Below are 25,829 nucleotides of genomic sequence, written 5' to 3'. Positions count from 1 at the left end.
GGCGGGCGTCGGGCCAGCTCCCGCCGCCCGCCCAGAATCGGCGTTCGACCGGACACCGGACCCTCCCTCCACATGGGAATGCGCGGATCAAGAGGGTCCCTCACAGTGCAGCATCCTGTGCTGCGCCCTAGCCGCGTCCCACCTGTACAAATCGGGCGTTCTTGCAGGTGATGCGGTAGCATCCATAGCGAGTTTCCGTTTCATACCTGCAGGTCGCAGCGCATCCAGCCGGCGATCGTCTGTGCGCAGGAGGTGAGCACGGTGCCCGTCTGGCACGACGGCAAGCAGCCTTGGCGGGACCACTACGCGGCGCTTGGGGTGGAAAGAACGGCGTCCGCGGCGCAGATCACGTCAGCCTACCGCCGACTGATGCGCCTGCTGCATCCGGATACCCACCCCGCCGAGCCCGCGGCACGGGAACGGTTCGCCGAGGTGATCGACGCCTATGCCGTGCTGCGCGACCCTGCCCGGCGCGCCGCCTATGACGCCAAGAGCGGACACGACGCTCCGCTCGGCGGGCGGCCCGTTGCCGTCAGGGTCACGCATACGCCGGATCCCGGCATCGAGGTGTCCGCGAGAGCCGTCCGCCGGCGTGCTTCCGGCCACGTGGCGGACGTGGCTGACATGATCACCGACCTTTCTTCTGTCGTCGCGCCGTTGGAACATGTGCTGCTGCGGGTGGGCCCGCCCCGGCTTCACCCGGCCCGCAGGGATTCGCGTGACACGCCTTTCCTCGGCTGGCCCGCCGCCCGCCTGTGGTGGCTGTGAAACCCCGAGGACGGTGCGCGTGCCATGACGAGGAGGGCGTGAGGAAGGAGGCTGTCGATGACCCGACCCGTCGGTATCGACCTCGGCACCACGAACTCGGTCGTCTGCGTTCTGGAAGCCGGCGAGCCCACCGTCATCACCAACACCGAGGGATCGCGGACGACGCCTTCGGTGGTGGCATTCGCCAAGAGCGGTGAGGTGCTGGTCGGCGAGATCGCCAAACGCCAGGCGGTGACCAACGTTGAGCGCACCGCACGCTCGGTGAAACGCCACATGGGCGACGCCTCGTGGCGCTTCCCCGAAACGGGGAGCATCGACGGCAAGCGCTACACCGCGCAGGAGATCTCCGCCCGGGTGCTGCAGAAGCTGAAGCGTGACGCCGAGGCCTACCTCGGCGAGAGCGTCACGGAGGCCGTCGTCACCGTGCCGGCGTACTTCGACGACGCACAGCGCACCGCCACCAAGGAAGCGGGCGAGATCGCCGGCCTGAAGGTGCTGCGGATCATCAACGAGCCGACCGCCGCCGCGCTGGCCTACGGCCTGGACAAGGAGAACGACCAGACCATCCTGGTCTTCGACCTGGGCGGCGGCACGTTCGACGTGTCGCTGCTGTCCATCGGCGAGGGCGTGGTCGAGGTCAACGCCACCGCCGGCGATACCCACCTGGGCGGCGACGACTGGGACCAGCGGATCGTCGATCATCTGGTCACCCAGTTCAAGAACGCCCACGGGGTGGACCTGTCCAAGGACAAGATGGCGGTGCAGCGGCTGCGGGAAGCCTCCGAGCGGGCCAAGATCGAGCTGTCGTCGACCAGTGAGACCTCGATCAGCCTGCCCTACATCACCGCCTCCGACCAGGGCCCGCTGCACATGGACGAGAAGCTGACCCGCGTGCAGTTCCAGCAGCTCACCCACGACCTGTTGGACCGCTGCAAGAGCCCGTTCCACCAGGCGGTGAGGGATGCCAAGCTTCAGGTGTCCGACATCGACCACGTGATCCTCGTTGGCGGCGCGACCCGCATGCCGGCCGTGGTCGACCTGGTACGGGAGCTGACCGGCGGCAAGGAGCCGCACAAGGGCGTCAACCCGGATGAAGTGGTCGCCGTGGGCGCCGCGCTGCAGGCCGGGGTGCTCAAGGGCGAGGTCAAGGACGTCCTGCTGCTGGACGTCACCCCGCTGTCGCTGGGCATCGAGACCAAGGGCGGCATCATGACCCGGCTCATCGAGCGCAACACCACCATTCCGACCAAGCGATCGGAGGTGTTCACGACGGCCGACGACAACCAGCCATCCGTGGCCATCCAGGTCTACCAGGGTGAACGTGAGATCGCCGCGTACAACAAGAGGCTGGGCATGTTCGAGCTGACCGGTCTGCCGCCCGCGCCGCGCGGGGTCCCGCAGATCGAGGTCGCCTTCGACATCGACGCCAACGGCATCATGAACGTCTCGGCGAAGGATCTCGGCACGGGCCGGGAGCAGTCGATCGTGATCACCGGTGGTTCGGCGCTGCCGAAGGATGACATCGACCGGATGGTGCGCGAGGCGGAGCAGCACGCCGAGGAGGACCGTCGCAGGCGCGAGGCGGCCGAGATCCGCAACAACGCCGAGGCGCTCGTCTACTCCACCGAACGGCTGCTGCGCGACAATCCAGACAAGGTGCCCGCAGACGTCAAGTCTGAGGTGGAGGCCGCTCTTGCCGACCTGAAGGACAAGCTGAAGGGCGACGATGTCAACGCCATCAGGCAGGCCGCGGACAAGGCGTCGGCCTCCGCCCAGAAGATCGGTCAGGCGATCTACGCGCAGACGCAGGGCACCACCCCTGGCGGGAGCACGGGCACGGGCGCCGACGCAGGCCCCGGTGACCAGCAGCGGGCCGGCGAAGAGGAGGTCGTGGACGCGGAGATCGTCGATGAGGACAAACGCCAGGAGGGCCACGGATGAGCCGCCAGGCCGATCCCGTGCGGGAAGGGAGGCCGCCCGCCGGCCTTCCGCTGCCCGCCCAGACCGCAGGCGACAGAACCGACCCCGCTGGCACGCCATCGCCGGCTCGCGACGCGCTGACGTCGCCGCCACGGGCCGCGACTGGCCGGGCCGCGGGACGGCCACGGTCACGGACGGCGCGATCGCAGGCCGACCTCGCCGAACGCACCGCCGACCTGCGGCGGCTCAAAGCGGAGTACGACAACTACCGCAAGCGAGTCCAACGCGACCAGTCGGCCATGTTCGACATCGGGGTGGCGCATACGCTGCACAGCCTGCTGCCCGTTCTCGACGCCATCACCCGGGCCCGCGAGCTCGGCGACGTCTACGGCGGCTTCCAGCTGGTCGCCGAGACACTGGAAGCGGAACTCGCGGCGCTCGGCCTGGAAGCCTTCGGCGTGCCGGGCGAGGCCTTCGACCCCACGCGCCACGAGGCGGTGAGCTACGTGCCCTCAGCTCAGACCGGCCGCGCGACCTGCAGCGAAATCCTGCTCCGCGGCTATCGGGTCGGCGATCGCCTGCTGCGCCCAGCCCGGGTCACGGTCACCGGGCCGCCCCTGCCGGCTAGAGGCTGACGAGATGCTGGGACGGATTGTGGTGAGCTTGCACTGGGAGGACTCGGGAACGCGTCGGCGCTGATGATGGGAACCGTCCTGCCCGGCTTCGGGCTGTTACGGCCCAGTTGGCGTCGTTCGGCCAGCGTCATGGACCAGCGATCGGTGCCGGCTTCGTCTCCTGATGCGCCGATCACAACGGTTGTCCGGGGGCCTGCGTGCCACGCCGGCCGTGCTCCCCCATGATCTGCATCGCCTTGCTACCAGCCGTGTTCGTGTGTGTCGTGTTTCTCGCGGGGGGCGTCGCGCCGGAGGTGGTCCCGTTGCCGGCGCGCGCTGGTCAGCTGGCGTTGGAGGTACAGGATACGGCGGACGGCGACCAGGCTCATGCCCTCCTCGATCAAGCCCACCACCTGCTGCAGGTGCTCGATGTCGCGTCGGGAGTAGCGACGCTGACCGCCTGCCGAGCGCTGCGGCCGTACCAGCTGATATTCCTCCAACCGGCGCAAGAATGCGTGCTGAACCTCGAGCATCGTGGTGACCTGCCCGATGGAATACAGGGGTGCGTGCTCGTCATCGAGTGACAGCCGGGCTCGGCGATCGGTATCGCCGGATGATCGCCTAGCTGGATAGTCCGCCGCGGCCATGCACACCACCTCCTCATTCGCGCCGGGCGGGCGGCCCCCGGGCAATGCGAGGGTGCGTCAGGAGCCGCCTCGGGCGTGTCCGTTCGCGGTGGGGAGACAGGAGGCTAGCTCGCGGTCACGCCTGGCAGCGTCCGCCGCCCGGGGGCCGTCCCTCCCTCCGGCGCGTCAGAGCGCCGCGCTGATGTTGCGCTCACGCGGCGATCAAGTGTTGATCGCCTTGGCGTCGCCGCCCGTGGCGATTTCGATCCTGCGGGGCCTGGCGGTCTCCAGCACCGGGATCCGCACCGTCAGCACGCCGTTGTGGCAGGCGGCTTCGATGTGGTCGGCGTCCAGGTGCTCGCTCAGGTAGACGTGGCGGGTGAAGGTGCCCATCGGCCGTTCCTGGACGAAGAGCCGCTCGTCCTGTCCGTAGGTCTCCTCGCGGTGGGCCGAGACCGTCAGCACCCCGCGGTCGACAGTGACCTCGATGGTGTCGGGGTCGACGCCGGGCAGGTCGAAGCACAGCAGCACCTCGTCGGAGCGGCGGACGCCGTCCATGAGCATCCTGGCGGTTCCGGCCAGACTGGTGATGCCACGCAGCCGGTCGAACTGCCGCTCGAAGTCCTCAAACAGCGTGTCCAGGGTCGTCTGCATCGTCACCACCCCTGCGGGTCATGTCGTGATAACGGTCCTCCTCCCTCTACATATATCTCCAGATGGAGGAAACCTCAAATCCCAGTTGTTGGTTTGAGGATGTAGGGAGCGTTGATCTGCGAGGATCAGCGGTTGGCTCGAAAAAGACACGGGACGCCTTAAGCCACGTGCGGGAGGTGATCTCATGGCCAGCCCGCTTTCCGGCCGCCAGTGGTGGCCGCATGACTCGCCAATCATGGTGGCGGTACTGGGCGCGGCCTTCATGCCCGCCCGATAGCCTGCTGACCTGCCTGTACGCCTCATGCCAGGGGGCACCGGTGGACGATCCGCGACCCGCTTGTAGCGCCGCCAGGTCGCGTCGATATCCCTACGGGATTGACTCTCGGCTCTCCCGGCGGCGGTAACGGGCCGATTCAGACAGATGCGCCGCCGGGAGAGCCCGTTGGATCGGTGCCGGGAACCAGCCCCGCAGAAGGGATTGGCGTGCTGACCATGGCGGAACATCGCGTGCCCGCCAGCCGAAGGACCTGCACAAGCCACCCCTCGACGCCGAACGGGGCGGGCGGGTCGCCGACCTCATCCATGATCGTCCCCCCATGGTTCGTTCAACGCTCTATCGACGCAACGTTGGCTGAAGCGATGCCGGCTTGGGGGTGATTCGGGTTTTCGCCACCAGAGTGCGGAGATACCCCTCATCGTAACTCTTAGTGTTAGAAGGTGAACAGAATGCGATCCATCGTACGCAAAGGTTTTCCTAGCCGTTCTGCCGCTCCTCGCCTTGGCGCTGTCGCCCTTCGTGCTGACATCCCGTGCACGCTGAGACCCTGCCCGCCAAGATCCTGCGCAGGACCCGCAGCGGCGTCGCCCGGCAGGCAGTCGGCATCATGATCGCCGCGTACGAGATCGCGCTGCGCTACGCCAAGGAGCGCAAGCAGTTCGTCCGGCCCATCGGCAAGTTCCAGCTCGTGCAGGATCTGCTGGTCAAGATGCTCGGCAACGCCCCCGCCCGTCTCGGCATGGTCGTCCGCCTGGCCCAGCTGCAGGACGCCGACATCTTCCACGACGAGCACTCCGCGCTGGCCAAGGCGTACTCACCACACAGATGCGCCAGGTCGTCGGCTGGGCCCGCGAACTGCTTGCCGGCAACGGCATCATCCTGGACTACGACATCGCCAGGTTCGTCGCCGACGCCGAGGCGATCCACTCCTACGAGGGCACTCGGGAGATCAACACCCTCAAAAGTCAGGCCTGTGCGTCCGCATGTCGCCTGCCCCTCGTTGTGATGACAGACCGCCTGGAGATCCAATTGGATTTTGGATAACTGCTTTCTACAATCGAAAACAGCCGTATGGTGCGGCGACCTGTGCGTGGAGCGCCAAAGGCCTGAGGTGACAGTGAGGAGGAGGTGGCGGCATGTACGCGCCCGCTCCGAACACCGCCGCTACGCGCGAGACCCCACCTGAGCCATCACAGCCTGTTCCCGGCGCCGGGTCACGTGCGCAAGTGGTGGCGATGCTGTCCCCAACGCCTGTGCCGGGATCGCCGCCAGGATCGTTCCTGCCAGGGGTCCAAGCGGCCGCTGCGATCAGCCGCGACGGACGCATCGTGGCGATCACGCGGCTGGAGAACGCGGCGCCGGGCAGGCCCGACGGCGAGGTCGACACGCGTCCACTGCGCCCCATCTGGGAGCAGGCCGAGCCCGTGTGGCGGGAGCCCTGGAACGACACGCCTGTCCAGCCGTCCTGATCGGCCGTGCGGAACCTCGGCGCAAAAGTGGCGAGACGCTCACCCCGCACGGCCGCCTGCACGGCGTGCTCACTCCGTCGCCCAGGTCGCCACCTACGCCGCTCTGGCCCGCCAGGAGCTGGGCGTCAAGCTGCGCATCTCCACCGTCGGCTACTCCCGCCGTACCACGGCTCGGGGGTCGAGCTTCTTCATCGGCTCGCCCATGATCACACTGATGATCTTCGTCGCCGCTGGCCAGCTCGGCCCCGGATCGGTTGCCTTGCATTCAGAATCGGAGTTAGCCTATAAATGAAGTTGGAGGTTAGTTGTAAGCGAGAGTGCAGCAAGGAGGTCCCGAAATGCTCTTGACCTCGATTGACCCGTTCTTCCAGGAATTCGAGCGCCAGTTCGACCGCCTGGCTCGCCAAACCTTCGGCACCGAAGGCGCCGTCATGCCCATGGACGGGCTGCGCCGCGACGACGACGTGGTCCTGCGCTTCGACCTTCCCGGCATCGACCCGGACTCCATCGAGGTCACGGTCGACCGCGGCGTCCTCAGCGTCACCGCACGCCGCGAGGAGGAGATCGAGGAGAACGAGCGGCTGTTCGTACGCGAGCGGCCCATGGGCTCCTTCACCCGGCGCGTCTACCTCTCCGAGCACCTGGACAGCGACAAGATCGACGCCGGCTACGCCAACGGTGTGCTCACCGTCCGCATCCCGGTACTCGAGCGGGCCAAGCCGCGCAAGGTGGAGATCCAGCGAGGCGAGACCAAGGCCATCAGGGCCTGACCTGCGCTACGAGGGAGGGCGGGCACTCCGCCCTCCCTCGTACGATGAGGAGTTCATGATGCCCGACCTGCCTTTCGACGACGAACACGCGCCTGTCTACTCGCTCGGGCAGGTGGCGGAGATGCTGCAGGTCCAGCAAGCCTATTTGCGGCGGCTCGACCAGCACGACGTCATCAGGCCGAGCCGTTCCAGCGGCGGCCAGCGGCGCTACTCCCGCCGCGACATCATGATCGTCCATCACGTCACCCGGATGGCCGACGAGGGTATGACACTCATCGCCATCCGCCGCATCCTCGAGCTCGAGCGCGAGCTCGAGGAGCTGCGCCAGGAACTGAAGGCAGCCCAGGAGCGGATCCGCGAGCTGGAGTGACGGCGATTGAACCGAGCGGACACTAGGTCTGTAATGCCGCGTCCGCTCCAGTCGGCGGCTGGAGCACCAAACGATCAAGCCCCCGCCACCTCGTCCCACAGCGGCAGCGGGCCACGACCGATCAGCCGTCGGGGCGACCCGAGTGGAGACGTCCGGTCGGGCTGCCGCCGGTGCTGCACGGACCCGGCTGCCGACCCTGACCGTCCGGCACGACGCACTCAGCGGCGGGCCAGCCGGCTGGCGGAAGGCTCGATGATCAGGCCCTGCGTGTCGACTTGCCTCGTGCACGCGATGTGCCAGCCTGTGCGGCGCCCTGCTTCTGGGCTCCGGCAGGAGACGGCTGCACCACCGATTCCTGCTTCCTGCGCACCCGAGCGCCGGCCCGCGACGGGGTCACGACCGGTTCCGGCCTGCGGCCACGGACGTTGGCGCGGCCAGCCCTGGGCTTTGCCGCCTGGGAGACGTCCTCGAACTCGTGCGCGGCACGGCCGCTGGCGCTGCTGACGATCTGACGCCCCCGGATGGCGAGGTCGTCGTAGACCTTGGCCGCCCTCGCTGCGGCGGTGTCGGCATAGCCGCGGGCCTTGGCGGGCAGCTCGTGAGTGATCGTCTCGGCCGTCCTGCCCGGCAGGGCGCGAGCGGTGCGCGTAACGTCGCGGGTTCCCATCCTGAGCAGCCGGTCGACGGCGTAGCCGCCGGCGCCTGCCGCGGCGCAGAACGGCTTGGACTTCACGATCTTCTTGACTCTGTTGGCGAACTTCATCGGCCATCCCCTTCTTTCGTCTGGTACGGCATGGCCGCTCAAGCGACCAACCGCCGCCGCGCTTGGCGAAGGCTCAGCCGGTACAGGCCAGACCCGCGCGTGTCGCCCGCACGGGCTCGCGGACCGACGCGGCCGGCTCGCCGCGCGCGAATGCTGCTGGGACCTCATGTGTTCGGTGGAGCCGCATGGTCGAGCACCGGCAGCCGGCGCACCGCATGCAGGCACATCAGCTCCACGACGTACCACTCCCCATCGTCCGGAGAGACCGTCATCAGCTTCCTCCTGCAAATGTCACCCGCCCAGACCAGCACAGGCGACAGGCCGCGCGCGATCGCCCGTACCGGATGTCCCGGTCGGTCAGCACCCCGAACAACCGCCCGTCCTCCATGACGAACATGTCCCCGAGGTCGTACTCGAGCATCTGCCGAGCCGCGGCCACCAGTGAGGAATCAACGCTCACCATCACGACATCCCTGCTCATCACGTCCAGAACGCGGCGCGTCATAGCGGCTTCCTTCGCCACAGCACTGGTCAACGAGAGGCCGGCGCAGCGCCCAGCTGGCCGGCGTGCGGCGACGCCCTGGATGCCTCCCGTTCGCCCCTTCCCCGCCCGCAGACACGACGGCACACCCGCCGTCGATTTTGCGACCTAGAGCAGGTATCCCAACCCTCCAGAACGCTAAGCTGCGCCCACGCTCTCCCCCAGACAGTAAAGACTGTCAGGCGACAACAGCCGCCGGCGACGTGTATGAGGCCCTGATCAAGGTCCTGCACACGCAGGGATGGGGACGCGTCATGGCGGCCGCGGCCATCGAGCACACCAGGCACACCTGGGATTCGATGTGTGACTCGATGCTCGCCACCCGCGCACGCTGATAGCGGAACCGCAATCGGCCTCGCGGTCCGCCACGGTCACGGGGCCTCTTGTCCAAAGCAGTAGGGAGACCGGCATGAACGCCGCCGTTACCGAGATCGCTGACGAGATCGTCCCGGTAGGTCGCTGACGCGATCAGCGAGCACTTCGGCGCCGACCCCGACTACGCCCTGCAGGTCATGGACGCCGATGGGGACGGTGGCAGCGGCCGCGTCATCGTCTGACTGCCGCACATGCTGATGGCCGGGCCCGCCACAGGCCCGGCACACCACCGGCCGCCCCCAGGCGCACGGCTCGTATCGCTGACCTCCGCTCGTCGATTTCCTACTGCCGCTCCAGGTCGAGCAGGCGCCCGCCTGCAGCTGGTGTCGTGCCCGGCCCTGCGTGGTTGAGCAGAACCGCGATGGGGCGTACGTGACCGCGACGTGCGACGCGCCGCAGTGCAGGGAGGCACGGCGCCCGGCTCAGGAGGGCGTCATCGCCAATCCGTCGTACCACCGCGGCCGCCAGTCGCTGCCCAGATCCGCGTGATCGGCTCATCCGGGCGTTCCACGGGATGCGATCTTCGACCAGAGCCACGCGGCGTGGTTGAGCGCCTGGTCGAACCGGCAGTACAGCCGGGGCGGCACGTACGGGAGTAGCGCCGAGTGCCGCTGGGCGAGCAGGGCGAGCAGTTGTTCCGATGGGAGGTTGGCGTAGCGTGGGAGGCTCTCGTACCAGCGGGCGCTGTGGCGGGCCGCTTTCTGCATGGGCCGGATCTCGGCCTGGCGCTCCCGCTCGTAGAACTCGAGTGCGGGCTCGAGTTGCGGCTTGGCATGCAGCGCGTAGACGAGGAAGGCGGCGTCCCCGAACGCGAGTGCGGTGCCCGCGCCGACGGAGTAGTGGGTGGTGTGCGCGGCGTCCCCGATCAGGACGAGGTTGCCGTGGTGCCACCTCTCGTTGGTCAGCGTACGGAAGTTCAGCCAGCGGGCGCTCTCGCCGGCGTTGTCCTGGCCGATCAGCGGGTGGCCGTCCAGGATGTCGGCGAAGAGCTTTTCCAGGAGGGCCAGGCTGTCGGCCTCGTTCGCCTGGTCGAACCCGAGCCCCGCCCAGGTCTCGGGTGAGCACTCGAGGATGCAGGTGCTGCGCTCATTGCTGTATCGGTAGCCGTAACACCAGATCCAGCCGTGCGGGGTTTCGACGAAGGCGAAGGTGAAGGAGTCGAACACCTTGGTGGTGCCGAGCCAGAGGTAGAGGTTGCGGCCGACCGTGACGTCCGTGCCGAAGTGGCCGGCGTGGCGCTGGCGCAGCGCGCTGTTGATGCCGTCGCCGGCGACCATCAGGTCGGCGCCGGTCAGTTCCTCCTCGCTGGTGACCTCTCGTTCGTACTCGATGCGGACGCCGAGGGAGCGGGCGCGGCCGGTGAGGATGGCGAGCAGCCGACTCCGGCTGATCCCGAAGCCCACGTCCCGGCTCTCCACCAGGCACGGCGGGCGGTAGCCGTGCACGCGCGCCACCCAGGTGTCCCAGCGGACCGAGTCGTCGCCGATGGCACGGGCGGACTCGGGGTCGGCGGAGTGGAGATTGTTGTAGAGATCGTCCCAGTAGGTCACTCCCCAGCCGTACGTGGAGCCTTCCGGGTATCGCTCGTAGACGGTGATGTCGTGGGACGGGTCCGCTCGTTTCATCAGGACCGCGAAATACAGGCTGGCGGGGCCGCCGCCGACGCAGTCAACCTTCACACCAGCTCCCCATGACACGCATTGCAATCAATCCATTACCTAAGGTAGCAGACAGGTGTGGTAGCGCCGATAACGCCATGCCTGCATCCGATGGATACGGAAGGCTCCCAGGACGGCGGTGGCGGCAAGTCCAGCCGAGAGGAACGCTGCTTCAAACCGGCGGGCGGAGACCGGTGTCGCGCAGGAATGCCGGCCCCGCCCGCCGCAAGCGCGCGGCCCGAAGGTACCGACGCTGTCGTTGATCAGCACGGCGGCACCGAACTCGGGCTTGTCGTCGCTCATGACCACTGAGGCCTGACCGTTCAGGCGCTGGACGTCAGTGTCATGAACGCCGAGCGATGCCAGACCAGGGGCCGGTGTGGGAAATCGTCCCGGAATCCCAGCACGCGCAGGACGATGATCTCGTGATCGCCGGCGTCGTGCGCGGCGTCGATCGAGCATTCCAGCCAGATCGCCGCGCCGTGCAGGAAGACCGACCCGGAACAGGAGACCAGGGTGTCGATTCCATCGAGCCGGGTGTCCTTCTCCCGGGACGCGAGCTGGCGGGCCTTCTCCGTATGGCCCTCGCCGAGCACGGATACGCCAATGGCCGTGGCCTTCGCGAGCAGAGGCCAGGTCGTCGAAGATCGCTGGACCGCACAGAGCACAAGTGGGGGATCCTGGGACACTCCCACGCTGAACGACGAGACCACGAGAACGGCCGGGTCGCCGTCGACGATTGCTGCGAGCGCCGCGACGCCGGAGGGGAATCCCGAGAACACCTTGCGGAGAGCCTGGACATCGCCGACGTAGGGTCTGATCATGACCGCTCCCTCCCGCCGACGCCACGAAGGACGACCGCTCGCCACGACTTCAACCAGGATTCCAGGGAACCGTCGGTCCCGTAGGTGCTGTCGATCAGATAGAGGGACGGAGCCGGGCAGCTCGCACCCAGCTCGACGAGGAGCGGTTTGAGGTGCGTCTCCGGTGCCATCGCGTGCATGGGCGCCGCACCGAGCATCACAGGAACCCCGACGACGCCGGCCAGCCCGTTCTGGCCGGGGAACCGCTCGAGGAAGAGCTTGAGCAGGCCCGTGTACGTCGCCTTGAACGTGGGGGAGGCCACGATGAGCAGGTCGGCCTTGGCCACCGTGTCGACCGCCGCCTGCACCTCGGCGTTCGTCCAGTCCAGCAGGGCCGCACCGAACTGCGAGAGTTCGATGACACTTATCTCCTCGCCTAGCCCCCGTGCCAGCCTCTCCGCCGCGTCCCTCGTACGGGAAGCCGGCTTCGGATTGCCGATCAGGGCCACGATCCGGTCGTCACTCATCGGTCACCTCGTCTCTCTTGCACTGGAAGTACTCCCGCCCACGCACCTCGTCCTGGTTCATCTGGGCGATGAGGTCGTCGACGGTCTCGAAGGTGATCTGGGGACGGATGAACCATTCGACTGAGATTTCGGCCCGGCACCCGTAGATGTCCTCATAGAAGTCGAGGATGTACGCCTCGATCGTCCGCGTCGTGGCGTTGAACGTGGCGTTCGGCCCGATCGAGACGAGCGCCGCAAGCGACTCGGGCGAAGGCCTGGCGTCATCCGGGTCGGCACGCTGGAGGATCGTCAACCGTCCCGCGTATACCCCGTCCCCTGGAAGTCTGGTGGCCGGGTCGACGTCGATGTTCGCCGTGGGGAAGCCCAGTTTCTTCCCCCTCCCCTCGCCGTGGACGACAGGGCCGGTGGCGTAGCCAAGGAAGCTGCCGGAGTTCGATTCCAGCACATCATGGCCCTTTCTCCCCGGATGGCCGGGATCTGATGAGCCCACCGCAGGTCCGAGCATCACGGCCGCCATGACGCACAGCGCCGCGGATACGGCGAGCACCGCAAGGGCCGTGCCTTCGGAGGCGGCGGCGAGCAGCGCGGCGGTCGCGGCACTTCCGAGGACCCCACCTGCCTGTTTCACCGCGTTGTAGGCACCCGCGGCAGCACCCATGAGCCTGTCCGGTATCCCCGTCAGCGCGGCGACCGAGAGCGGTGCCCAGATGAAGGAGTTGGCAAAACCGTAGAGCACGAAAGCACCGGAGAGCGTCCATTGGTTCGATTCCGCCAGCACGAGCACGGCGGAGGCCGCCATCGAAACGGTCAGGGAGACCGAGCCGACGATCGCGGTGAAACGGCTTCCCCGCGCGTTCACCGAGCGGCCGGCGAACGGTGCGGCGATCGCCGCGACGACGCCCATCGGGACGAGTGTGAGGGCCGCCTCGATGGGATCGAGTCCCCGGTCTTCCTGGAGGTAGATCATGACGGGGATCATGGCCGCGCCGACGGTGAAGGACGCCGCGGCGCTGCCGGCCGCGGCCATCACGAATCGGCGGTCGCGGAAGAGCACGACCGGCAGCAACGCGATGTCCGGCCTGCCACGCTGGGCGTACACCACGCCACCGACGAGCACCGCGCCGACGCACAGAAGGAGCCACGCCGGCATGAGCCCCAGCACGACGCCGCCCGGCGAGGCCGCACCCTCGTGGATTCCCGCGACGATGGCGAAGGCCCCGGCGCCGCTGATCAGCACGGACGCGAGCGGTATCGAGACGGGCAGGCGGGTGGAACGCGGAACCCAGCGCCAGGCCGCAATCCAGGCCGCGATCCCGATGGGCACGTTGACCAGGAATATCGACTGCCAGCCCCACGTCCCCACCAGGACGCCGCCCAGGAGCGGCCCGCTGACCGCGGCGGTTCCCCCGACCGACGCCCAGATCCCCAGCGCCGTCGCGAGTGCCGGAAAGGTGAAGATCCTTCGTATGATCGTCATGCTTTGCGGCGTCATGAGCGCTGCTCCCAGCCCTTGCAGGACGCGCCACAGGATGAGGATCCCGGTGGTCGGGGAAAGCGCGCACAACAGCGAGGCGGCTGTGAAGAGCCCCAGCCCGAGAAGGTAGATGCCGCGCGCCCCGAACCGGTCGCCGAGCCGGCCTGCGACCAGGAGCGGGATGGCATAGGCGAAGAGGTAGGCGCTGTTGACCCAGATTCCGGCCTGCTCACCGGCCCCGAGATCCTTCATGAGCGCCGGCAGCGCCACCGAGATGATCGTGCTGTCCACGAGCAGCAGGAAGAATCCGGCGCAGAGGGCGGCGAGGGCCGGCCAGTGGCGGCGCATCGGAGCCTGGGCCGGCACCGCCTGCCGGATGGTGGGCTCGATGGGTTCCGAGCGGGCGGACCGGGTCATGGGGCGAGGTTCTCGCGGAGCGTGCGGCCGGCGTACCGGGGGGCGAGTGCGCCACGGCGACGGAGCTCCGGGACGAGCAGCTCGGCGACGTCGTTGAGCCCCGAAGGCATGCCCAGCGGGCTGGACAGCATGTAACCGCCGCGGGAGCCGGTCGCGGCGAAGTTCTCCTGCAGCGCGTCGGCGACCGCGCCCGGGCTTCCGGTGATCGTGTGGTCGATACCGGTGGCGCTCTTCCAGCCGTGCTCGAAGAACTCTGCCCGGCCCATGCGGTAGCCGTCCCCGTACTCCCCCACCAGCCGGGACACGAGCCCCGCCTGGCTGGCCTGCGCGGCGTGGAGCTGGTCGCGGAGGTCACCGAGCAGGAATTTCGACGGAAGCGTGGACAGGTCATATCCCATGTTGTGGGAGAGGTACGCGCCGACCGCCTCCTCGTCCCAGAAGTCCAGCACTTCCGCGCGCCGGGTGCGGGCCTCGTCCTCCGTTCGCCCGACGATCACCTGTGTCGCCCAGAGAATGCCGACGCTTTCCGGCTTGCGCCCTTCGGCGACCAGCGCCTCGTCGAGCATCCGCCGGTGCCGCAGCTGGCCGGTGAGGTTCGCGCCGAAACCGAAGACCACGTCGGCGAACCGGGCCGATGCCGCGATACCGCGGGGCGAGTTTCCCGCCTGCACCAGCACCGGGCGAATCTGCGGGCTTGGTACGGCGGGCAGCGGTCCCTTGACGGTGAAGAACCGGCCACGGTGATGGATCGGTGAGACCTTCGCGGGATCGGCATACCGGCCGGAGTCCCGGTCGCGGACGATGGCGCCCGGCGCGACCGAATCCCACAACGCCTGGCAGACGTCGACGAACTCCTCCATGCGTGCGTAGCGCACGTCATGCTCGAGAAGCTCGTCGTAGCCATAGTTGGCGGCATCGGCGCTGCGGGTGGAGGTGACCACATTGAACGCCATGCGGCCACCCGTCACGTGGTCGAGCGAGTTCAGCAGGCGCGCCACGTAGAAGGGGTGCATGAACGTCGAGGAGTAGGTGAGGCCGAAGCCGATCGACGAGGTGACCGTGGACATGGCCGCGATGACCGGGGCCATGTCGTGTCTCGGCCACTGGATTCCCCATTCCACGGCCGGCTCGATCGAGCCGCGCCAGGTGTCCGGGATGCCACTGCCGTCCCCGAAGAACAGCATGTCGACGCCGGCACGCTCGGCGGTTTGCGCCAATTCCATGAACATGCGTACGTCAGGGAAGTCGCGCCCCACCCATGAACCCGCGGACGCCCAGCGGCCCTCGGTGTGGGTGAAGGACAGGTCGAAGGCGATGTGAATGCCGCTCATCGGAGGATCTCCAGGTCGTTCGCCGCCTCCCGGTCCTTCCACAGGGCGGCGAGGTCGGCCGCTGTGGACAGCACGGCAACGTTGAGCGCGAGTTGCTCGAGGGCGTTGTTGTGGAGGCGCGTGTCATAGGCCGCCACCGCGTCGACGGGAACGACGACCGGCCAGCCGAGCTGGAAGGCGTCCGTGGCGGTGGCGGTGACACAGCATTCGGTCGTCAGGCCGGCGACCGCGACCCAGTCGATTCCCTCGGCCCGCAGACGGGTCTCGAGGTCGGTGCCGAGGAAACCGCTGTAGTGGCGCTTGGCCACGCGCGGCTCCCCTTCGGCCGGCGCCACCCGGTACCACTCGGCGCCGCGCGTGCCGATGACGCAGGGTTCGTCGGGACCGGGTGGCGCATCGAGGTCACCGCCGCGGAACCATGCGCTGGACCGCCACGGGTTCTCCGGGTCGCTCGCCAGTTCGATCCACACGACAGGCACCCCAGCCTCGCGGGCGGCTTCGACCAGTCGCGACGTTTCGGTGATGGCGGCCTCGACGAGTGCGGAAGCGTGCTCGTCCAGGCCGTAGGGGGTCAGGAACGCGGGATCGCCGAAGGAACGCTGCACGTCGACGACGAGCAGCGCCGGTCGGTGGCCGGGCGAGGACAGAAAGGACAGGTGCTGGGGGCGGAGGCTTTCCATCAGGCGGATGCCTCGTCCATCGCCCGCAGGGCGGGAAGCACGGTCTCGCCGAAGAGCAGCATGTCCTCGTCGTACTCCGGGAAGATCAGCATCAACCCGTCCAACTCACCTTCCCGCACGACCGTCGCGATGTGCTCGACGATGGTTTCGGTGGATCCGCTCACGTACGGGGTCTGGAAGGCCGCCTCACCGGTGGCTCCCTTCGCCCAGGCACGCGCCTGGTGCTCCGCTATGCCCCAGGAGGCACGCATGGCGGCCAGCGCTTCGCGGTCCACGCCCTCGCCCCACCGGCGAACCTTTTCCTCGGCGGCGGCGTCCGTCTCGTCCTGGACCACGGTGAGCATCGAGTACGTCTTGACCGTACGGCCCAGCTTCGCGGCCTTTTCATGGACGTCCCGGGAAAGGTCCCGCATTTCCTCGAGGCTGTCGGCTCCAAGGAAGGCCCCGTCCGCGTAGGCGGCCTGAAACTCCCTCGCGCCCGCCGAACGACCGGCGCTGATAAGAGTCGGCCGGGTTTCGGGATGAGGGCGGGATTCGCAGTCGTTCAACGTGAAGAAGTCGCTCTTCATGGTGACCGCGTGCTCCGACCACAACCGCGTCACCGCCTGCGTCCACTCAGTGGTCATCCGGTAACGCTCGGCGTGGGACAGGTCGGCGTCCCAGAGACCGAACTGCTCGAACTCCGCCGCGTACGCCCCGTTGACGATGTTCATCCCGGCGCGGCCCTGGGAAATTTGCTGCAGCGTGGTGAACATCTTGGCCGCGATCGCGGGGTTGTGGATGTTCGCGTGCATGGTCGCCCAGATCTTCACGCGCTCAGTCGCCTCGGCCAGGGCCGACATCATCGTCATCGACTCCAGGGTTTCGCCCCAATGGTCGGTGGTGCCGCCGAAGCCGCGCCACTTCGCCATGGACATGATGAAATCCAGACCGATGGCTTCGGCATGCAGCGCCGCACGTTTGTTGTACGCGTAAGTGGCTTCGGGATGCGGCGCGGTGGTGGAGAGCATCCAGCCTCCGCTGCCGATGGGGAGGAAGATTCCGTATTCTTTCGGGGACACGATGCCGCCTTCCGATATGCGCGTTGAGGTCAGGGAGCCGGCCACGCCAGCTGACCCGACTGGTAGAGGGCCGTAAGGTACGAGGAGTCGAAGAAGGACTTGGCGTCGGCGGGGCTCGTCTTCTTCAGCATGGAATGCTTGGCCAGCAGCTCGGCCAGTGCGGTGATGTTGTCCATGTCGATGAGGCCGAGTGGGGCATCCGGCGATTTGGTCTGCTGCACCAGCGCGACCTCGGTCTGCCAGATCTTCAGGTTCTGCGCCTTGTCGTATCCTCCGTCGGACAGGTCGGCTGCGTACCCGACGCATTCCTCACCCCTGGTGGAGCAGTAGTCGTAGGCGTGCAGGCCGGCCCGCAGGAAATCCTCGACGGCCGTCCGGTGCTCGGCGGCGAAGGCCGGGTTGGCCGCCATACCGCCGAGCGAGCCGGGAACGTGGTAGTCGTAGGGCCGCCACACCTTCACCTGCTTGCCGGCAGCCGCGAGCAGGTTCGGCTCGTTGGAGATGAACCCCGTCAGGGACTGGACCTGGCCACGAGGCAGAACGGACGGGTCGTAGCCGACGACGACCTGCTTGATGGAGGGCACGTCCGCGCCCGCCTGGGTCAGCATGGCACTGATCCCGACCGACAGGCTGCCCTTCTGTCCCAGGGTGGTGCCGTTGAGCTGCTTGAGATCGGTGATGGTCGGCATCGTCATCAGCACTTCGAGGCCGGCATTCGAATAAGCGGAGATGCCGAGGATGCTGATCCCGTTGTCGCGGGCCTGGATCACGTCCTGCTGGCTGACCGGGCTGATGGTGACCTGCCCGCTGGCCAGGAGCTTGGCGTTCTGACTGGTGTTGCCGGTCCCGGGCTTGATGTCGACGTCGAGGCACAGGGCGTCGAAATAGCCCAGCTTGTCCGCGGCGAGGTACTCCAGAATGGACGCCGAAGCCTGGTAGAAGTAGCCAGTCAAGTAGGTGATCTTGCCGGCCGCCTTGTTCTGGGCGCAGCGTGCGGCGGAAATGGCGGTTCCGCCCGATGTGCCCTGGGCGCTGCTGGTGGCTCCGACCGGCGCGCCGTCGGCGCTGCTTGTGTCACCGGAGCACCCGGTGAGCCCGGAAGCGGCGATAATGACAGAGGCGGCGGCCACAAGGGCACGCAGCAAGCGTTTCTCCATGAATGACTCCTCGCATGTGCCAAGCGCGCAGCGCATGACGGGTAAAGGGTGAGGTTTCGCCCGGCTCCGTGGCGCCGGGAAGAGGTGGAGCAGACGTCCACGAGGCCGCTCGGTCGCGGCCGGGGACGTCAGCCGGCGGCGCCCTGAGTGCTCTCGTGCCAGTGCAGGGCCCTGCGTTCGGCGATCGTGACGACGAGGAGCAGCGCCGAACCCATCAGGGCCAGGACCGCGATCGACGCGTACACGACGGGAAGCCGATTCATGGTCGAGGCCACACTGATCGCAGTGCCGAGCCCTTCCGCCGCGCCGGGGGCGGAAAACTCGGCGACCACGGCACCCACGATGGACAGGGGGAAGACGATGCGCAGCGCGGCGAACAGGTACGGCAGCGAGCTCGGCACCCGGACACGCCACAACATTTCCAGCCGCGACGCGTTGAGCGTGCGGTAGACCTGCACGACCGAGAGCGGCACGGCCCGTAGCCCGACGGAGGTGTTGATGAGGATCGGAAAGAAGCAGATCAGGCCGGTGACGATCAGTTTGGGCTCGGGCCCGAATCCGAAGGCCACCACGAGAACCGGCGCGATGGCGACCAGAGGTGTCACGTTGAGGACGACCGCGACCGGCATGATCGCCCGCCGCGCCCACGCAAGCTCGCTGATCACGATCGCCAGGACGAACGCCGTGACGAATCCCAGGGTAAGCCCCAGAAGCGCCTCCTGAAGGGTGACCCAGGCGTTGCGGAGGTAGTAGTCCGGCTCCTCGGCCAGCGCTTCTCCGACCGAGGAAAGTTCCGGCAGGAGATACGGCATCGAGCGGGCGCCCCACTCCCACAAGACGCCGAGCACGCACACCATGACAGTGAGCGGGAGCCAGATCTTCGGACGCACGAAACCGATCCGCGATCTCGGATGGCGCAGGCTGTAGCGAGACGGTTCGGAAGCGGGCTCTGCGACAGGCCGCTCGGCTTCCGGCAAGGTGGCGACGACATCGTCAAGGGAAGTCATGTCGGAACTCCTCCCGTCACGCGACGTGCGTGTGCCAGGCGCCACGCAACTTTTCTCGAATCAGATCCTCGAATCGGTGGAACTCTGGCGTCTTGAGCAGGTCACGCCCTCGTGGCCTGGGCAGATCGACGGTGACGACGTCGGTGATGCGGCCGGGTTTCGGCGCCATGACGACGATCATGTCGGAGAGCCGGACCGCTTCGCTGACCGAGTGGGTCACGAAGACCACGGTCGTCTTCAGTTCATCCCAAAGATCGAGCAGCTGCTCCTGCAGGCTCTCGCGGGTGAACTCGTCGAGCGCCGAGAAGGGCTCGTCCATCAGGAGAACGTCGGGCTGCAGACCGAAAGCCCGGACAATCGCGGTCCGCTGCTGCATCCCACCCGAGAGCTGGCCCGGCAGCTTGTGCGCGGCTTCGGCGAGGCCCGCCTTGCGAAGAAGCTCTGTCATGTCGGGACACGTTGGAGTGTCGCGATGCGCGGCCTGGCCGATGGCCGACCGCCGCCGGCCCGCGGCCCGGTTGACCTTCTGGGGCAGCGTGACGTTCTTCAACACCGAGAGCCATGGCAGAAGGGCCGGCGTCTGCGGCACGAGCCCCACCATCTTCGCCGCGCAGGCTGCTTCCGGGCTGACCCCGTAGATGCTGACCTCACCCCGGTCGGCCGGCTCCAGCCCGGCGACCAAGCGGAGGAGCGTGGATTTCCCACAGCCACTGGGGCCGATGACACTGACGAACCGGCCGGGCTCGATGGACAGGCCCACGTCGTCGAGCGCCACCATCGCCGAAGCTCCGAAACCGTAGACCCGGCGGGCGCCGCGCACCTCGATCGCCGCCGCGCTCATGCGACGACCAGGCGCTCGGGACGACAAAAGGGCATACCAGGAACCATGACGCTCTCCCCACACTCACACCACTTCGAACGCCGGAGAGCGTGCGGTGCGAGTTCGTATCTGCACCGCGGAAATCCGAGTAGCTAAGACGCTAGGGAGGCCACATTGCGTGGCTTCGACACTTCTGTTGCCAGGGTGTTACGGCTTCCCGTGGGGGTCATCGCTCGACCAGCGGCACAATGTCCCCGTCATCCCGGAACAGAAGCACCTCGATGCCCACGTCCCGGGCGGCGGTGGCGACCCAGCCCGAAAATGCCTGGGACACTGCTTCGCTCACGCACAGGATGGCTCGGCCGCCGGGAAGGATCGAGCGGCTGAGCCACACCAGCTTGAACATGTCCGCCATGACCTTGTTGCGATGATGCGACTTGTACGTCCCCTGGTTGGCGACGAGCTGTACCAGGAACCGGTTATCCGCGTCGACTCCCTCGACCTCCACCCGGCTCCCGTCCGGCAGCACGAGCGTCCGCGGACGAAGCCGGACGTCAAACCTCGTGCTGAGGCCCTCCAGCATCCGCCGTTCCGTCGAATCGCGACGAATCCGGTGCCAGACCTGGGGATCTTCTTCTTCGGCCAGGGTCACCCCGGAAGTGTAACCAGGCCTCGCAATGCGTAACCAGGCCTCGCGGAGCCGTGTGACGAAGACCGCTCCCCATCTCCCAGGCGGTTCGGGACCCACGACGATGCCTCTGATGTGGCCCCATGATGCCGTGCACGTGCTGGATCATCTTGCGGAGTTCGCCGGGCGGGGCCAACATCGCATGCGCCTGGCTACCCGATGAGGGTTTCCTGCCGCTCTCGCGCGGAGTGCATGTCCCAGAGAATGTCGGCCAGCTCGGCCGGGTCGGCCGCGGGCAGGTCGGACACGGGCTCGCCCTCGGCCAGGCGCCGCTGGTAGTCGGCCTCGAACGGGGTGCCCAGGATGCGGGCGCCGATGTAGAGCCTCCCGACGTAGACGCCCCGGTCGGCGACCTCGCCTGCGAGCGACTGCAGGTAGTTGCGCTGCGCGGCCAGGACCGGCGGCCATCCACTCATGTACGGCCGACCCTCCACGGCAGCGGCCCCCTGAGCGGTGAGGATGGCACCATCACCCCGCTCGACCATGGCGGGCAGGAACTCCCTGACGAGCGCCATGAGCGTGTACAACGTGATCGGCAAGCGGTCTTGCACCACCTCCGGGGTGAGCGCGGCGGCGGGCACGAACGCCAGGTCGGCAGGCGCCGGGCCGTAGTACAAGGCCGCGGGGTCACCGACCCGCTCGCGGATCCGCTCAGCCAGCGCCGCGACGGCGTCGGCCTGGTCCAGATCGCCGGTGACCGCGTGGGCGGTGATTCCCTCGGCGGCCAGTTCCCGGGCCAATGCGTCCAACGGCCCCTGGCGCCGGGCGACCAGGACAACCTCGTACCTCTCCTTCCCGTATCGCCGGGCGATGGCCTGACCGACACCCGGGCCGGTTCCGAACACTGCGATGGATTTCGTCATGGCACCGAGCCAACCGCACATCGTCTGGACGATCCATGGGTGATTAGCTTGATGACCTTTGAGATCGTCTAGGATTGAGAGGTGGACGTGCTGACGGACCTCCTACACCGGGCCCGCGCTCAGAACGCCCTGGTCAGACAGCTGATCCAGCGGCCACCGTGGGGCATGACCTTCGCCGACTCCCCACCGCTCACCGTGACCGCCACCCTCGGCGGCCACGCCTGGATCCGGCTTGGCGACACCACCCCTCTCCGCCTCGCCGGGGGTGACATCGCCCTCATCACGGCTCCCGGCGGCTACACGATCACCGACGAGCCCGGCACCGCGCCTCAGTTCTTGATCCGCGACGGCCGCAAATACCTCCCCACCGGAGCCCCCGCCGACCTCCACCCCACGCTTTCTCCCCGCACCTACGGCGACGGCCTTGCTGGCGCCACCGTCATGCTCCGCGGCGTCTACGACCTGCATGGCTCTTCGGCCTCCAGGCTGCTGGCCCTCATCCCGCCCCTGGCGGTCGTCCCCGCAGGCCCCCGTACCCAGGCAGCCCTCGACCTCCTCGCCACCGAAACCGCCCGCGACGAGCCGGGCCAAGACGCCGTCCTCGCCCGGGTCCTGGACCTGCTCCTCGTGATCGCGTTGCGGGCCTGGTGCACCGGGCCGGAGGCGTCGCCGCCTGCCTGGTACCAGGCGCTGACCGACCCGTCGATCGGCGAGGCGCTACGCCTGCTGCACGACAACCCCGCCCACCGGTGGACGGTCGCCTCCCTGGCCGCCAAGGTCGGCCTGTCCCGCGCCGCCTTCGCCCAGCGCTTCACCGCCCTGGTCGGGCAGCCGCCGCTGGGCTACCTCACCGACTGGCGCATGACCATCGCCGCCGACCTGCTCCGCGACACCCAGCAGACCGTGGCCACCGTGGCCCACCAGGTCGGTTACAGTGACCCGTTCGCGTTCAGCGTCGCCTTCAAACGCGCCAGCGGCCACACGCCGTCGGCTTGGCGAGGCTCGTGCTAGCCCGGGTGGAACGATGCCGGCTGCTCGCCGAGGGTTGAATGCACAACACGTCCGTGCACCTTAGAAAGTCCAGAACTCATCCGCGTTGTCCTTGGTCGCCAGCTTGATGGGAACCGCCACCGACTTCGGGATGGCCTGCCCCTTCGCAGCCTTGATGGCGTTTTTAACCGCTCGCGAGCCGATCAGCCTCGGCTGCTGGGCGACCGTGGCGGCCATCGTGCCGGCCTGCACCGCCTTGATCCCGTCCGGCGTTCCGTCGAAGCCCACTACCTTGACCTGTCGCCCTGCTCTGTTCCCCAGCGCCTGGATCGCGCCCAGCGCCATCTCGTCGTTGCTCGCGAACACCCCTGTAATGTCGGGGTGACGCTGAATCAGGTTCGTCATGACGTCCTGGCCCTTGGCCCTGTTGAAGTCGGCCGACTGCCTGGCGATGACCTTGATTTTCGGGTACGCCGCGATGCCGGCGGTGAAACCCCGGTCGCGGTCACGGGAGGCTGAGGCACCGACCGCACCTTGGAGCACTACCACGTTGCCCTTTCCGCTGAGCTGTTTGGCCAGTTCCTGCGCACCCAGCTTGCCTCCGGCCACATTGTCGGAGGTCACGGTTTGCGCCACCTCGGAGCCCTTGACGCTGCGGTCGGCCGCGATCACCGGGATGCCGGCCTGACCGGCCGCCTTGACCGCCGGGGCTATCGCGTCGGAATCCACCGGGTTGAGGATGATCGCCTTGACGCGTTGTTTGGTGAAGTTTCGGACCTGGTCAGCCTGCCGGGAGCTGTCGTTGTCGGCGTCGGTGACCGTCAACTTGACCCCCGAAAGGTGCGCCGCGGCCTCCGCTCCGTCACGGAACTGGACGAAATAGGGATTGCTCAGCGTTGACACCGACATTCCGATCGCGAGATCTCCCGAGACGTCGCCTGCGACCGGCGAGCCACACGCGGCCAGACCGAACGCGCCGCCGAATATGAGAATCGCGAAAACCCGCATGATCTTTCTTCTTACCGGTTCGTGGCCTGCGCCGTCGGGGTGTCGAGGAAGACCGCGAGCGGTCACCACCGTGCACGGCCCGTTGCCGAAACACCGAGATCGGCAGCAGGTTCAGGCCTGTTGAGCAGGACGGTCAGGATGGCGCGCCGACGAACGTGCCGAGCGCCGGGTCCTTCCCACCGGGCAGGTCGCGGTGTCGATCACGAGGGTCGCGATCACGCCGGCTCGTGGCCGACCGACTCCTGGTCCCTCGAGGCCAGGCCGCTGGCGGGCCCGATCCGGTCACCACCGCGAAACTGCCGGACACAGTGTATGTGATGAAATTCACGTTTCGGACACGCTGCCCGACAGCGCGCCGGGAGCACGATCTCGATGTGTCCTGGCGCTATCGCTGGCCCGCGAGCCACTCGTCGAACGTGGTCGGCGCGATGCGGGCGTTCTCACCGGGCAGCAGCACGTTGCCGGCCATCCCCACGCCGAGCGGCCCCGACCATGTGGGCACGAGCTTCACCTTCCGACCGCGGGCCTCGTTCGTGCGCCGGGCCATGTCCACGAGGTCCTGCGGCTCTGGCCCGGCGACGTCCACGTAGCGCCCCTTCGGCTCGCCGGTCGCGATCTCGGCGAGGACCCCGGCCACGTCCGCGGGGGCGATCGGCTGCACGAGCAGCGGCGGGACGGTGGCCACCCCTTCCCGCTCGGTCCAACCCACCACCATCGCGGCGAAGTCGTGGAACTGCGTGGCAGGGACGATCGTCCACGACACAGGCCCTGCGGCCACGAGGCGCTCCTGCTCCCGCTTGCCCGCGTAGTGAGGGTTGCCCTCGACACGATGAAGCCCCACGATCGACAGCAGCACGTGGTGGCGGACGCCGAGCCGTTCCTCAGCGGCGAGCAGGTTGCGGGTCACGGCGCCGAAGGACGCCACCGCCTCGGCCCGCTCGGTCGCCGCCATGTTCGTGGCGTCGACGACCGCCTCGACACCGGTGAGGGCGTCGTCGAGACCGTCACCGGTCGACAGGTCCACGCCGTGGGAACGGCTGATGCGCACGACGTCGTGCCCGTCCTCTTCGAGCGCGGCGACGGTGAGCGAGCCGATGTTCCCGGTGGCACCGGCGACTGCGATACGCACGATGGCCTCCTCCTTGATCGGTAATCCAGCACGCTATCCAGGGCGGAACATCTGGACCAGCGACAGGCCGAAGCCGTCCGGGCGCCGGACACAACGTCACCGCCACGGGTCACTGCCATTTCTCAGGCACCCGCCGACACACCCCTCGCCCAGGCCAGGTTCGCTGTCGCCCTGCTCGGGAAGTTGCTCCTGCTGGGGCGGCCTCGGCCCCGGCCCCAGAGCCGGAGTCTTCGTCCAGGCCATGCTCGGCCTCGCCTGCCTGGATGATCGCCTCAAGCCTGCACTCCGCTCAGCCGCAGGAGGACCTCATGGAAGCAAAGCGGTGGTCCGTCGAGATCGACATCACGGAGGAAGGCGCGGAAACCACGGCGCGGGCGACCCTCACCGGTGGCGGCGCCCACCTGGCCGGAATCGGCCGAGCCCGGCGCCACCCAGCCGACCCGCCCATGGCGGAGATCGGCGACGAACTCGCCGTCTCCCGTGCGCTGGACGACCTGGCTCAGAAGCTCGCCGTCATCAGCCGGCACGACATCGAACGATTCGTCGACACGCACGTGCCCACCTGGTCGTGGTGAGGCCGCCTGATCCTGCGGGACCCCTGGCGCCGGTCCCCGGTCAGCGGCCGTCCCGTGCCCGGAGAGTTCCTGCAGCAGGTCCATTTCCAGCGGCTGAGTGCGGAAGCCCTTACACCGAGTAGATCGCGATCAGCCCGGTGGTGACGCCGGCGAGGCCGGCGGCGGTCAGGACGCCGCCGCCGATCGCGGCCGCACGCAAGTGGCGGCGGGTGGCGCGGGAGCTCCAGTACAGGACGACGTACGGCAGGAAGCCGATCGCGCCGGCGCACAGGAAGGGCAGGATCAGCGCGGTCAGCACGCCGCGCGGCCCCGCCACGGCCGCCCGGTCGCCTTCAGGGGTGAGCTGGGCCGCCACGGTGTCGCCCGCCTCCAGGTCGGGCGGGGCGGAGACCGGGATCGCGGGGCCGCCGTCGCCGGGCACGAACGTGCCCTGGCAGTCGTAACGTCCCCGGCGAGGCTGACGCACGCGTCCACGGTGAGCGTGCCGGGCGTGC

30 protein-coding genes and 1 pseudogene are annotated in these 25,829 nt (G+C 68.0%); 11 read left to right on the top strand and 20 right to left on the bottom strand.

What is annotated here, in order from left to right:
- Positions 1-252 precede the first annotated feature (252 nt).
- From OHA25_RS36185 to grpE, 3 genes are read left to right on the top strand one after another with little or no spacing between them, the layout of a single operon-like run.
- Positions 253-768, top strand: coding sequence for a J domain-containing protein (locus tag OHA25_RS36185; protein WP_327581404.1), 516 nt, complete (start codon positions 253-255; stop codon positions 766-768).
- 57 nt (positions 769-825) lie between these two features.
- Positions 826-2,709, top strand: a complete 1,884-nt coding sequence (dnaK, locus tag OHA25_RS36180; protein ID WP_327581403.1) for a molecular chaperone DnaK — start codon at positions 826-828, stop codon at positions 2,707-2,709.
- Positions 2,706-3,323 (top strand): nucleotide exchange factor GrpE, encoded by a 618-nt coding sequence (gene grpE / locus OHA25_RS36175; RefSeq protein WP_327581402.1) that lies wholly within the window; start codon positions 2,706-2,708, stop codon positions 3,321-3,323. Before dnaK ends, grpE begins: the two co-directional genes overlap by 4 nt.
- Before the next feature lie 239 nt (positions 3,324-3,562).
- Here the strand turns inward: grpE and OHA25_RS36170 are convergent, their stop codons facing one another.
- Together OHA25_RS36170 and OHA25_RS36165 are read right to left on the bottom strand one after the other, a co-directional pair.
- On the bottom strand, positions 3,563-3,949 hold the full coding sequence (locus tag OHA25_RS36170; RefSeq protein ID WP_327581401.1) for a MerR family transcriptional regulator: 387 nt from the start codon (positions 3,947-3,949) through the stop codon (positions 3,563-3,565).
- A gap of 201 nt (positions 3,950-4,150) precedes the next feature.
- On the bottom strand, positions 4,151-4,582 hold the full coding sequence (locus tag OHA25_RS36165; RefSeq protein ID WP_327581400.1) for an Hsp20/alpha crystallin family protein: 432 nt from the start codon (positions 4,580-4,582) through the stop codon (positions 4,151-4,153).
- An 884-nt stretch (positions 4,583-5,466) separates the two neighbouring features.
- On the opposite strand from OHA25_RS36165, the pseudogene OHA25_RS36160 reads away from it, so the two are divergent.
- The 5 genes and pseudogenes from OHA25_RS36160 to OHA25_RS36140 form a co-directional block, all read left to right on the top strand.
- Positions 5,467-5,631, top strand: a pseudogene (locus OHA25_RS36160) (acyl-CoA dehydrogenase family protein); the annotation flags it as partial.
- Positions 5,632-5,684: 53 nt separating this feature from the next.
- A complete protein-coding gene (locus tag OHA25_RS36155; protein ID WP_327591229.1) occupies positions 5,685-5,903 on the top strand; it encodes an acyl-CoA dehydrogenase family protein in 219 nt (72 codons plus the stop codon).
- Between the two features lie 284 nt (positions 5,904-6,187).
- Positions 6,188-6,328: a hypothetical protein gene (locus tag OHA25_RS36150; RefSeq protein WP_327581399.1), complete on the top strand. Its 141-nt coding sequence runs from the start codon at positions 6,188-6,190 to the stop codon at positions 6,326-6,328.
- Positions 6,329-6,666: 338 nt separating this feature from the next.
- Positions 6,667-7,098 (top strand): Hsp20/alpha crystallin family protein, encoded by a 432-nt coding sequence (locus OHA25_RS36145; RefSeq protein ID WP_327581398.1) that lies wholly within the window; start codon positions 6,667-6,669, stop codon positions 7,096-7,098.
- Positions 7,099-7,153: 55 nt separating this feature from the next.
- Positions 7,154-7,468, top strand: coding sequence for a helix-turn-helix domain-containing protein (locus OHA25_RS36140; RefSeq protein WP_327581397.1), 315 nt, complete (start codon positions 7,154-7,156; stop codon positions 7,466-7,468).
- A 256-nt stretch (positions 7,469-7,724) separates the two neighbouring features.
- On the opposite strand, the gene OHA25_RS36135 is transcribed toward OHA25_RS36140, so the two are convergent.
- Together OHA25_RS36135 and OHA25_RS36130 are read right to left on the bottom strand one after the other, a co-directional pair.
- Positions 7,725-8,231: a hypothetical protein gene (locus tag OHA25_RS36135; protein WP_327581396.1), complete on the bottom strand. Its 507-nt coding sequence runs from the start codon at positions 8,229-8,231 to the stop codon at positions 7,725-7,727.
- A gap of 271 nt (positions 8,232-8,502) precedes the next feature.
- Positions 8,503-8,736, bottom strand: a complete 234-nt coding sequence (locus OHA25_RS36130; RefSeq protein ID WP_327581395.1) for a CBS domain-containing protein — start codon at positions 8,734-8,736, stop codon at positions 8,503-8,505.
- 239 nt (positions 8,737-8,975) lie between these two features.
- Between OHA25_RS36130 and OHA25_RS36125 the strand changes: the two genes are divergently transcribed.
- Positions 8,976-9,107 carry a hypothetical protein gene (locus OHA25_RS36125; protein ID WP_327581394.1) on the top strand — a complete coding sequence of 44 codons (132 nt, stop codon included), beginning with the start codon at positions 8,976-8,978 and terminating at the stop codon, positions 9,105-9,107.
- A 534-nt stretch (positions 9,108-9,641) separates the two neighbouring features.
- On the opposite strand, the gene OHA25_RS36120 is transcribed toward OHA25_RS36125, so the two are convergent.
- From OHA25_RS36120 to OHA25_RS36060, 13 genes are all read right to left on the bottom strand, one after another.
- Positions 9,642-10,826, bottom strand: coding sequence for an FAD-dependent monooxygenase (locus OHA25_RS36120; protein ID WP_327581393.1), 1,185 nt, complete (start codon positions 10,824-10,826; stop codon positions 9,642-9,644).
- Between the two features lie 39 nt (positions 10,827-10,865).
- Positions 10,866-11,108 (bottom strand): hypothetical protein, encoded by a 243-nt coding sequence (locus OHA25_RS36115; RefSeq protein WP_327581392.1) that lies wholly within the window; start codon positions 11,106-11,108, stop codon positions 10,866-10,868.
- Between the two features lie 20 nt (positions 11,109-11,128).
- Positions 11,129-11,629, bottom strand: coding sequence for a flavin reductase family protein (locus OHA25_RS36110; RefSeq protein ID WP_327581391.1), 501 nt, complete (start codon positions 11,627-11,629; stop codon positions 11,129-11,131).
- On the bottom strand, positions 11,626-12,135 hold the full coding sequence (locus OHA25_RS36105) for an NADPH-dependent FMN reductase (protein WP_305916910.1): 510 nt from the start codon (positions 12,133-12,135) through the stop codon (positions 11,626-11,628). Before OHA25_RS36105 ends, OHA25_RS36110 begins: the two co-directional genes overlap by 4 nt.
- Complete coding sequence (locus OHA25_RS36100; RefSeq protein WP_327581390.1) at positions 12,128-14,026, bottom strand: MDR family MFS transporter; 1,899 nt, start codon at positions 14,024-14,026, stop codon at positions 12,128-12,130. Before OHA25_RS36100 ends, OHA25_RS36105 begins: the two co-directional genes overlap by 8 nt.
- A complete protein-coding gene (locus OHA25_RS36095) occupies positions 14,023-15,357 on the bottom strand; it encodes an NtaA/DmoA family FMN-dependent monooxygenase (RefSeq protein WP_327581389.1) in 1,335 nt (444 codons plus the stop codon). Before OHA25_RS36095 ends, OHA25_RS36100 begins: the two co-directional genes overlap by 4 nt.
- Positions 15,354-16,037 (bottom strand): cysteine hydrolase family protein, encoded by a 684-nt coding sequence (locus OHA25_RS36090; RefSeq protein ID WP_327581388.1) that lies wholly within the window; start codon positions 16,035-16,037, stop codon positions 15,354-15,356. The genes OHA25_RS36095 and OHA25_RS36090 overlap by 4 nt, the downstream gene beginning before the upstream one ends.
- The gene (locus tag OHA25_RS36085; RefSeq protein ID WP_327581387.1) at positions 16,037-17,098 is read right to left on the bottom strand and encodes an LLM class flavin-dependent oxidoreductase; all 1,062 of its coding nucleotides are present in this window, start codon (positions 17,096-17,098) and stop codon (positions 16,037-16,039) included. The genes OHA25_RS36090 and OHA25_RS36085 overlap by 1 nt, the downstream gene beginning before the upstream one ends.
- A 29-nt stretch (positions 17,099-17,127) precedes the next feature.
- Positions 17,128-18,255, bottom strand: a complete 1,128-nt coding sequence (locus OHA25_RS36080) for an ABC transporter substrate-binding protein (protein ID WP_327581386.1) — start codon at positions 18,253-18,255, stop codon at positions 17,128-17,130.
- Positions 18,256-18,383: 128 nt separating this feature from the next.
- Positions 18,384-19,262 carry an ABC transporter permease gene (locus tag OHA25_RS36075; RefSeq protein ID WP_327581385.1) on the bottom strand — a complete coding sequence of 293 codons (879 nt, stop codon included), beginning with the start codon at positions 19,260-19,262 and terminating at the stop codon, positions 18,384-18,386.
- A 16-nt stretch (positions 19,263-19,278) separates the two neighbouring features.
- Positions 19,279-20,103 carry an ABC transporter ATP-binding protein gene (locus OHA25_RS36070; RefSeq protein ID WP_371825775.1) on the bottom strand — a complete coding sequence of 275 codons (825 nt, stop codon included), beginning with the start codon at positions 20,101-20,103 and terminating at the stop codon, positions 19,279-19,281.
- 205 nt (positions 20,104-20,308) lie between these two features.
- Positions 20,309-20,734 carry a hypothetical protein gene (locus OHA25_RS36065; protein WP_327581384.1) on the bottom strand — a complete coding sequence of 142 codons (426 nt, stop codon included), beginning with the start codon at positions 20,732-20,734 and terminating at the stop codon, positions 20,309-20,311.
- A gap of 188 nt (positions 20,735-20,922) precedes the next feature.
- Complete coding sequence (locus OHA25_RS36060; protein ID WP_327581383.1) at positions 20,923-21,633, bottom strand: SDR family NAD(P)-dependent oxidoreductase; 711 nt, start codon at positions 21,631-21,633, stop codon at positions 20,923-20,925.
- Positions 21,634-21,714: 81 nt separating this feature from the next.
- Here OHA25_RS36060 and OHA25_RS36055 point away from each other — a divergent pair, with 81 nt between their 5' ends.
- On the top strand, positions 21,715-22,644 hold the full coding sequence (locus OHA25_RS36055) for an AraC family transcriptional regulator (RefSeq protein WP_327581382.1): 930 nt from the start codon (positions 21,715-21,717) through the stop codon (positions 22,642-22,644).
- A 60-nt stretch (positions 22,645-22,704) separates the two neighbouring features.
- Here OHA25_RS36055 and OHA25_RS36050 read toward each other — a convergent pair whose 3' ends face one another.
- A complete protein-coding gene (locus OHA25_RS36050; RefSeq protein WP_327581381.1) occupies positions 22,705-23,631 on the bottom strand; it encodes a substrate-binding domain-containing protein in 927 nt (308 codons plus the stop codon).
- Positions 23,632-24,016: 385 nt separating this feature from the next.
- Complete coding sequence (locus tag OHA25_RS36045; protein WP_327581380.1) at positions 24,017-24,760, bottom strand: SDR family oxidoreductase; 744 nt, start codon at positions 24,758-24,760, stop codon at positions 24,017-24,019.
- Positions 24,761-25,068: 308 nt separating this feature from the next.
- Here OHA25_RS36045 and OHA25_RS36040 point away from each other — a divergent pair, with 308 nt between their 5' ends.
- Entirely contained in the window at positions 25,069-25,335 is a 267-nt protein-coding gene (locus tag OHA25_RS36040; RefSeq protein WP_327581379.1) for a dsRBD fold-containing protein, read from the top strand.
- A gap of 109 nt (positions 25,336-25,444) precedes the next feature.
- Here the strand turns inward: OHA25_RS36040 and OHA25_RS36035 are convergent, their stop codons facing one another.
- Complete coding sequence (locus tag OHA25_RS36035) at positions 25,445-25,801, bottom strand: hypothetical protein (protein ID WP_327581378.1); 357 nt, start codon at positions 25,799-25,801, stop codon at positions 25,445-25,447.
- Positions 25,802-25,829: the final 28 nt, after the last annotated feature.

Source organism: Nonomuraea sp. NBC_00507 (genome assembly GCF_036013525.1).
Lineage (GTDB): Bacteria > Actinomycetota > Actinomycetes > Streptosporangiales > Streptosporangiaceae > Nonomuraea.
Note: the sequence above shows the minus strand (reverse complement) of the source record. Positions and strands in the feature narration are given on the sequence as shown.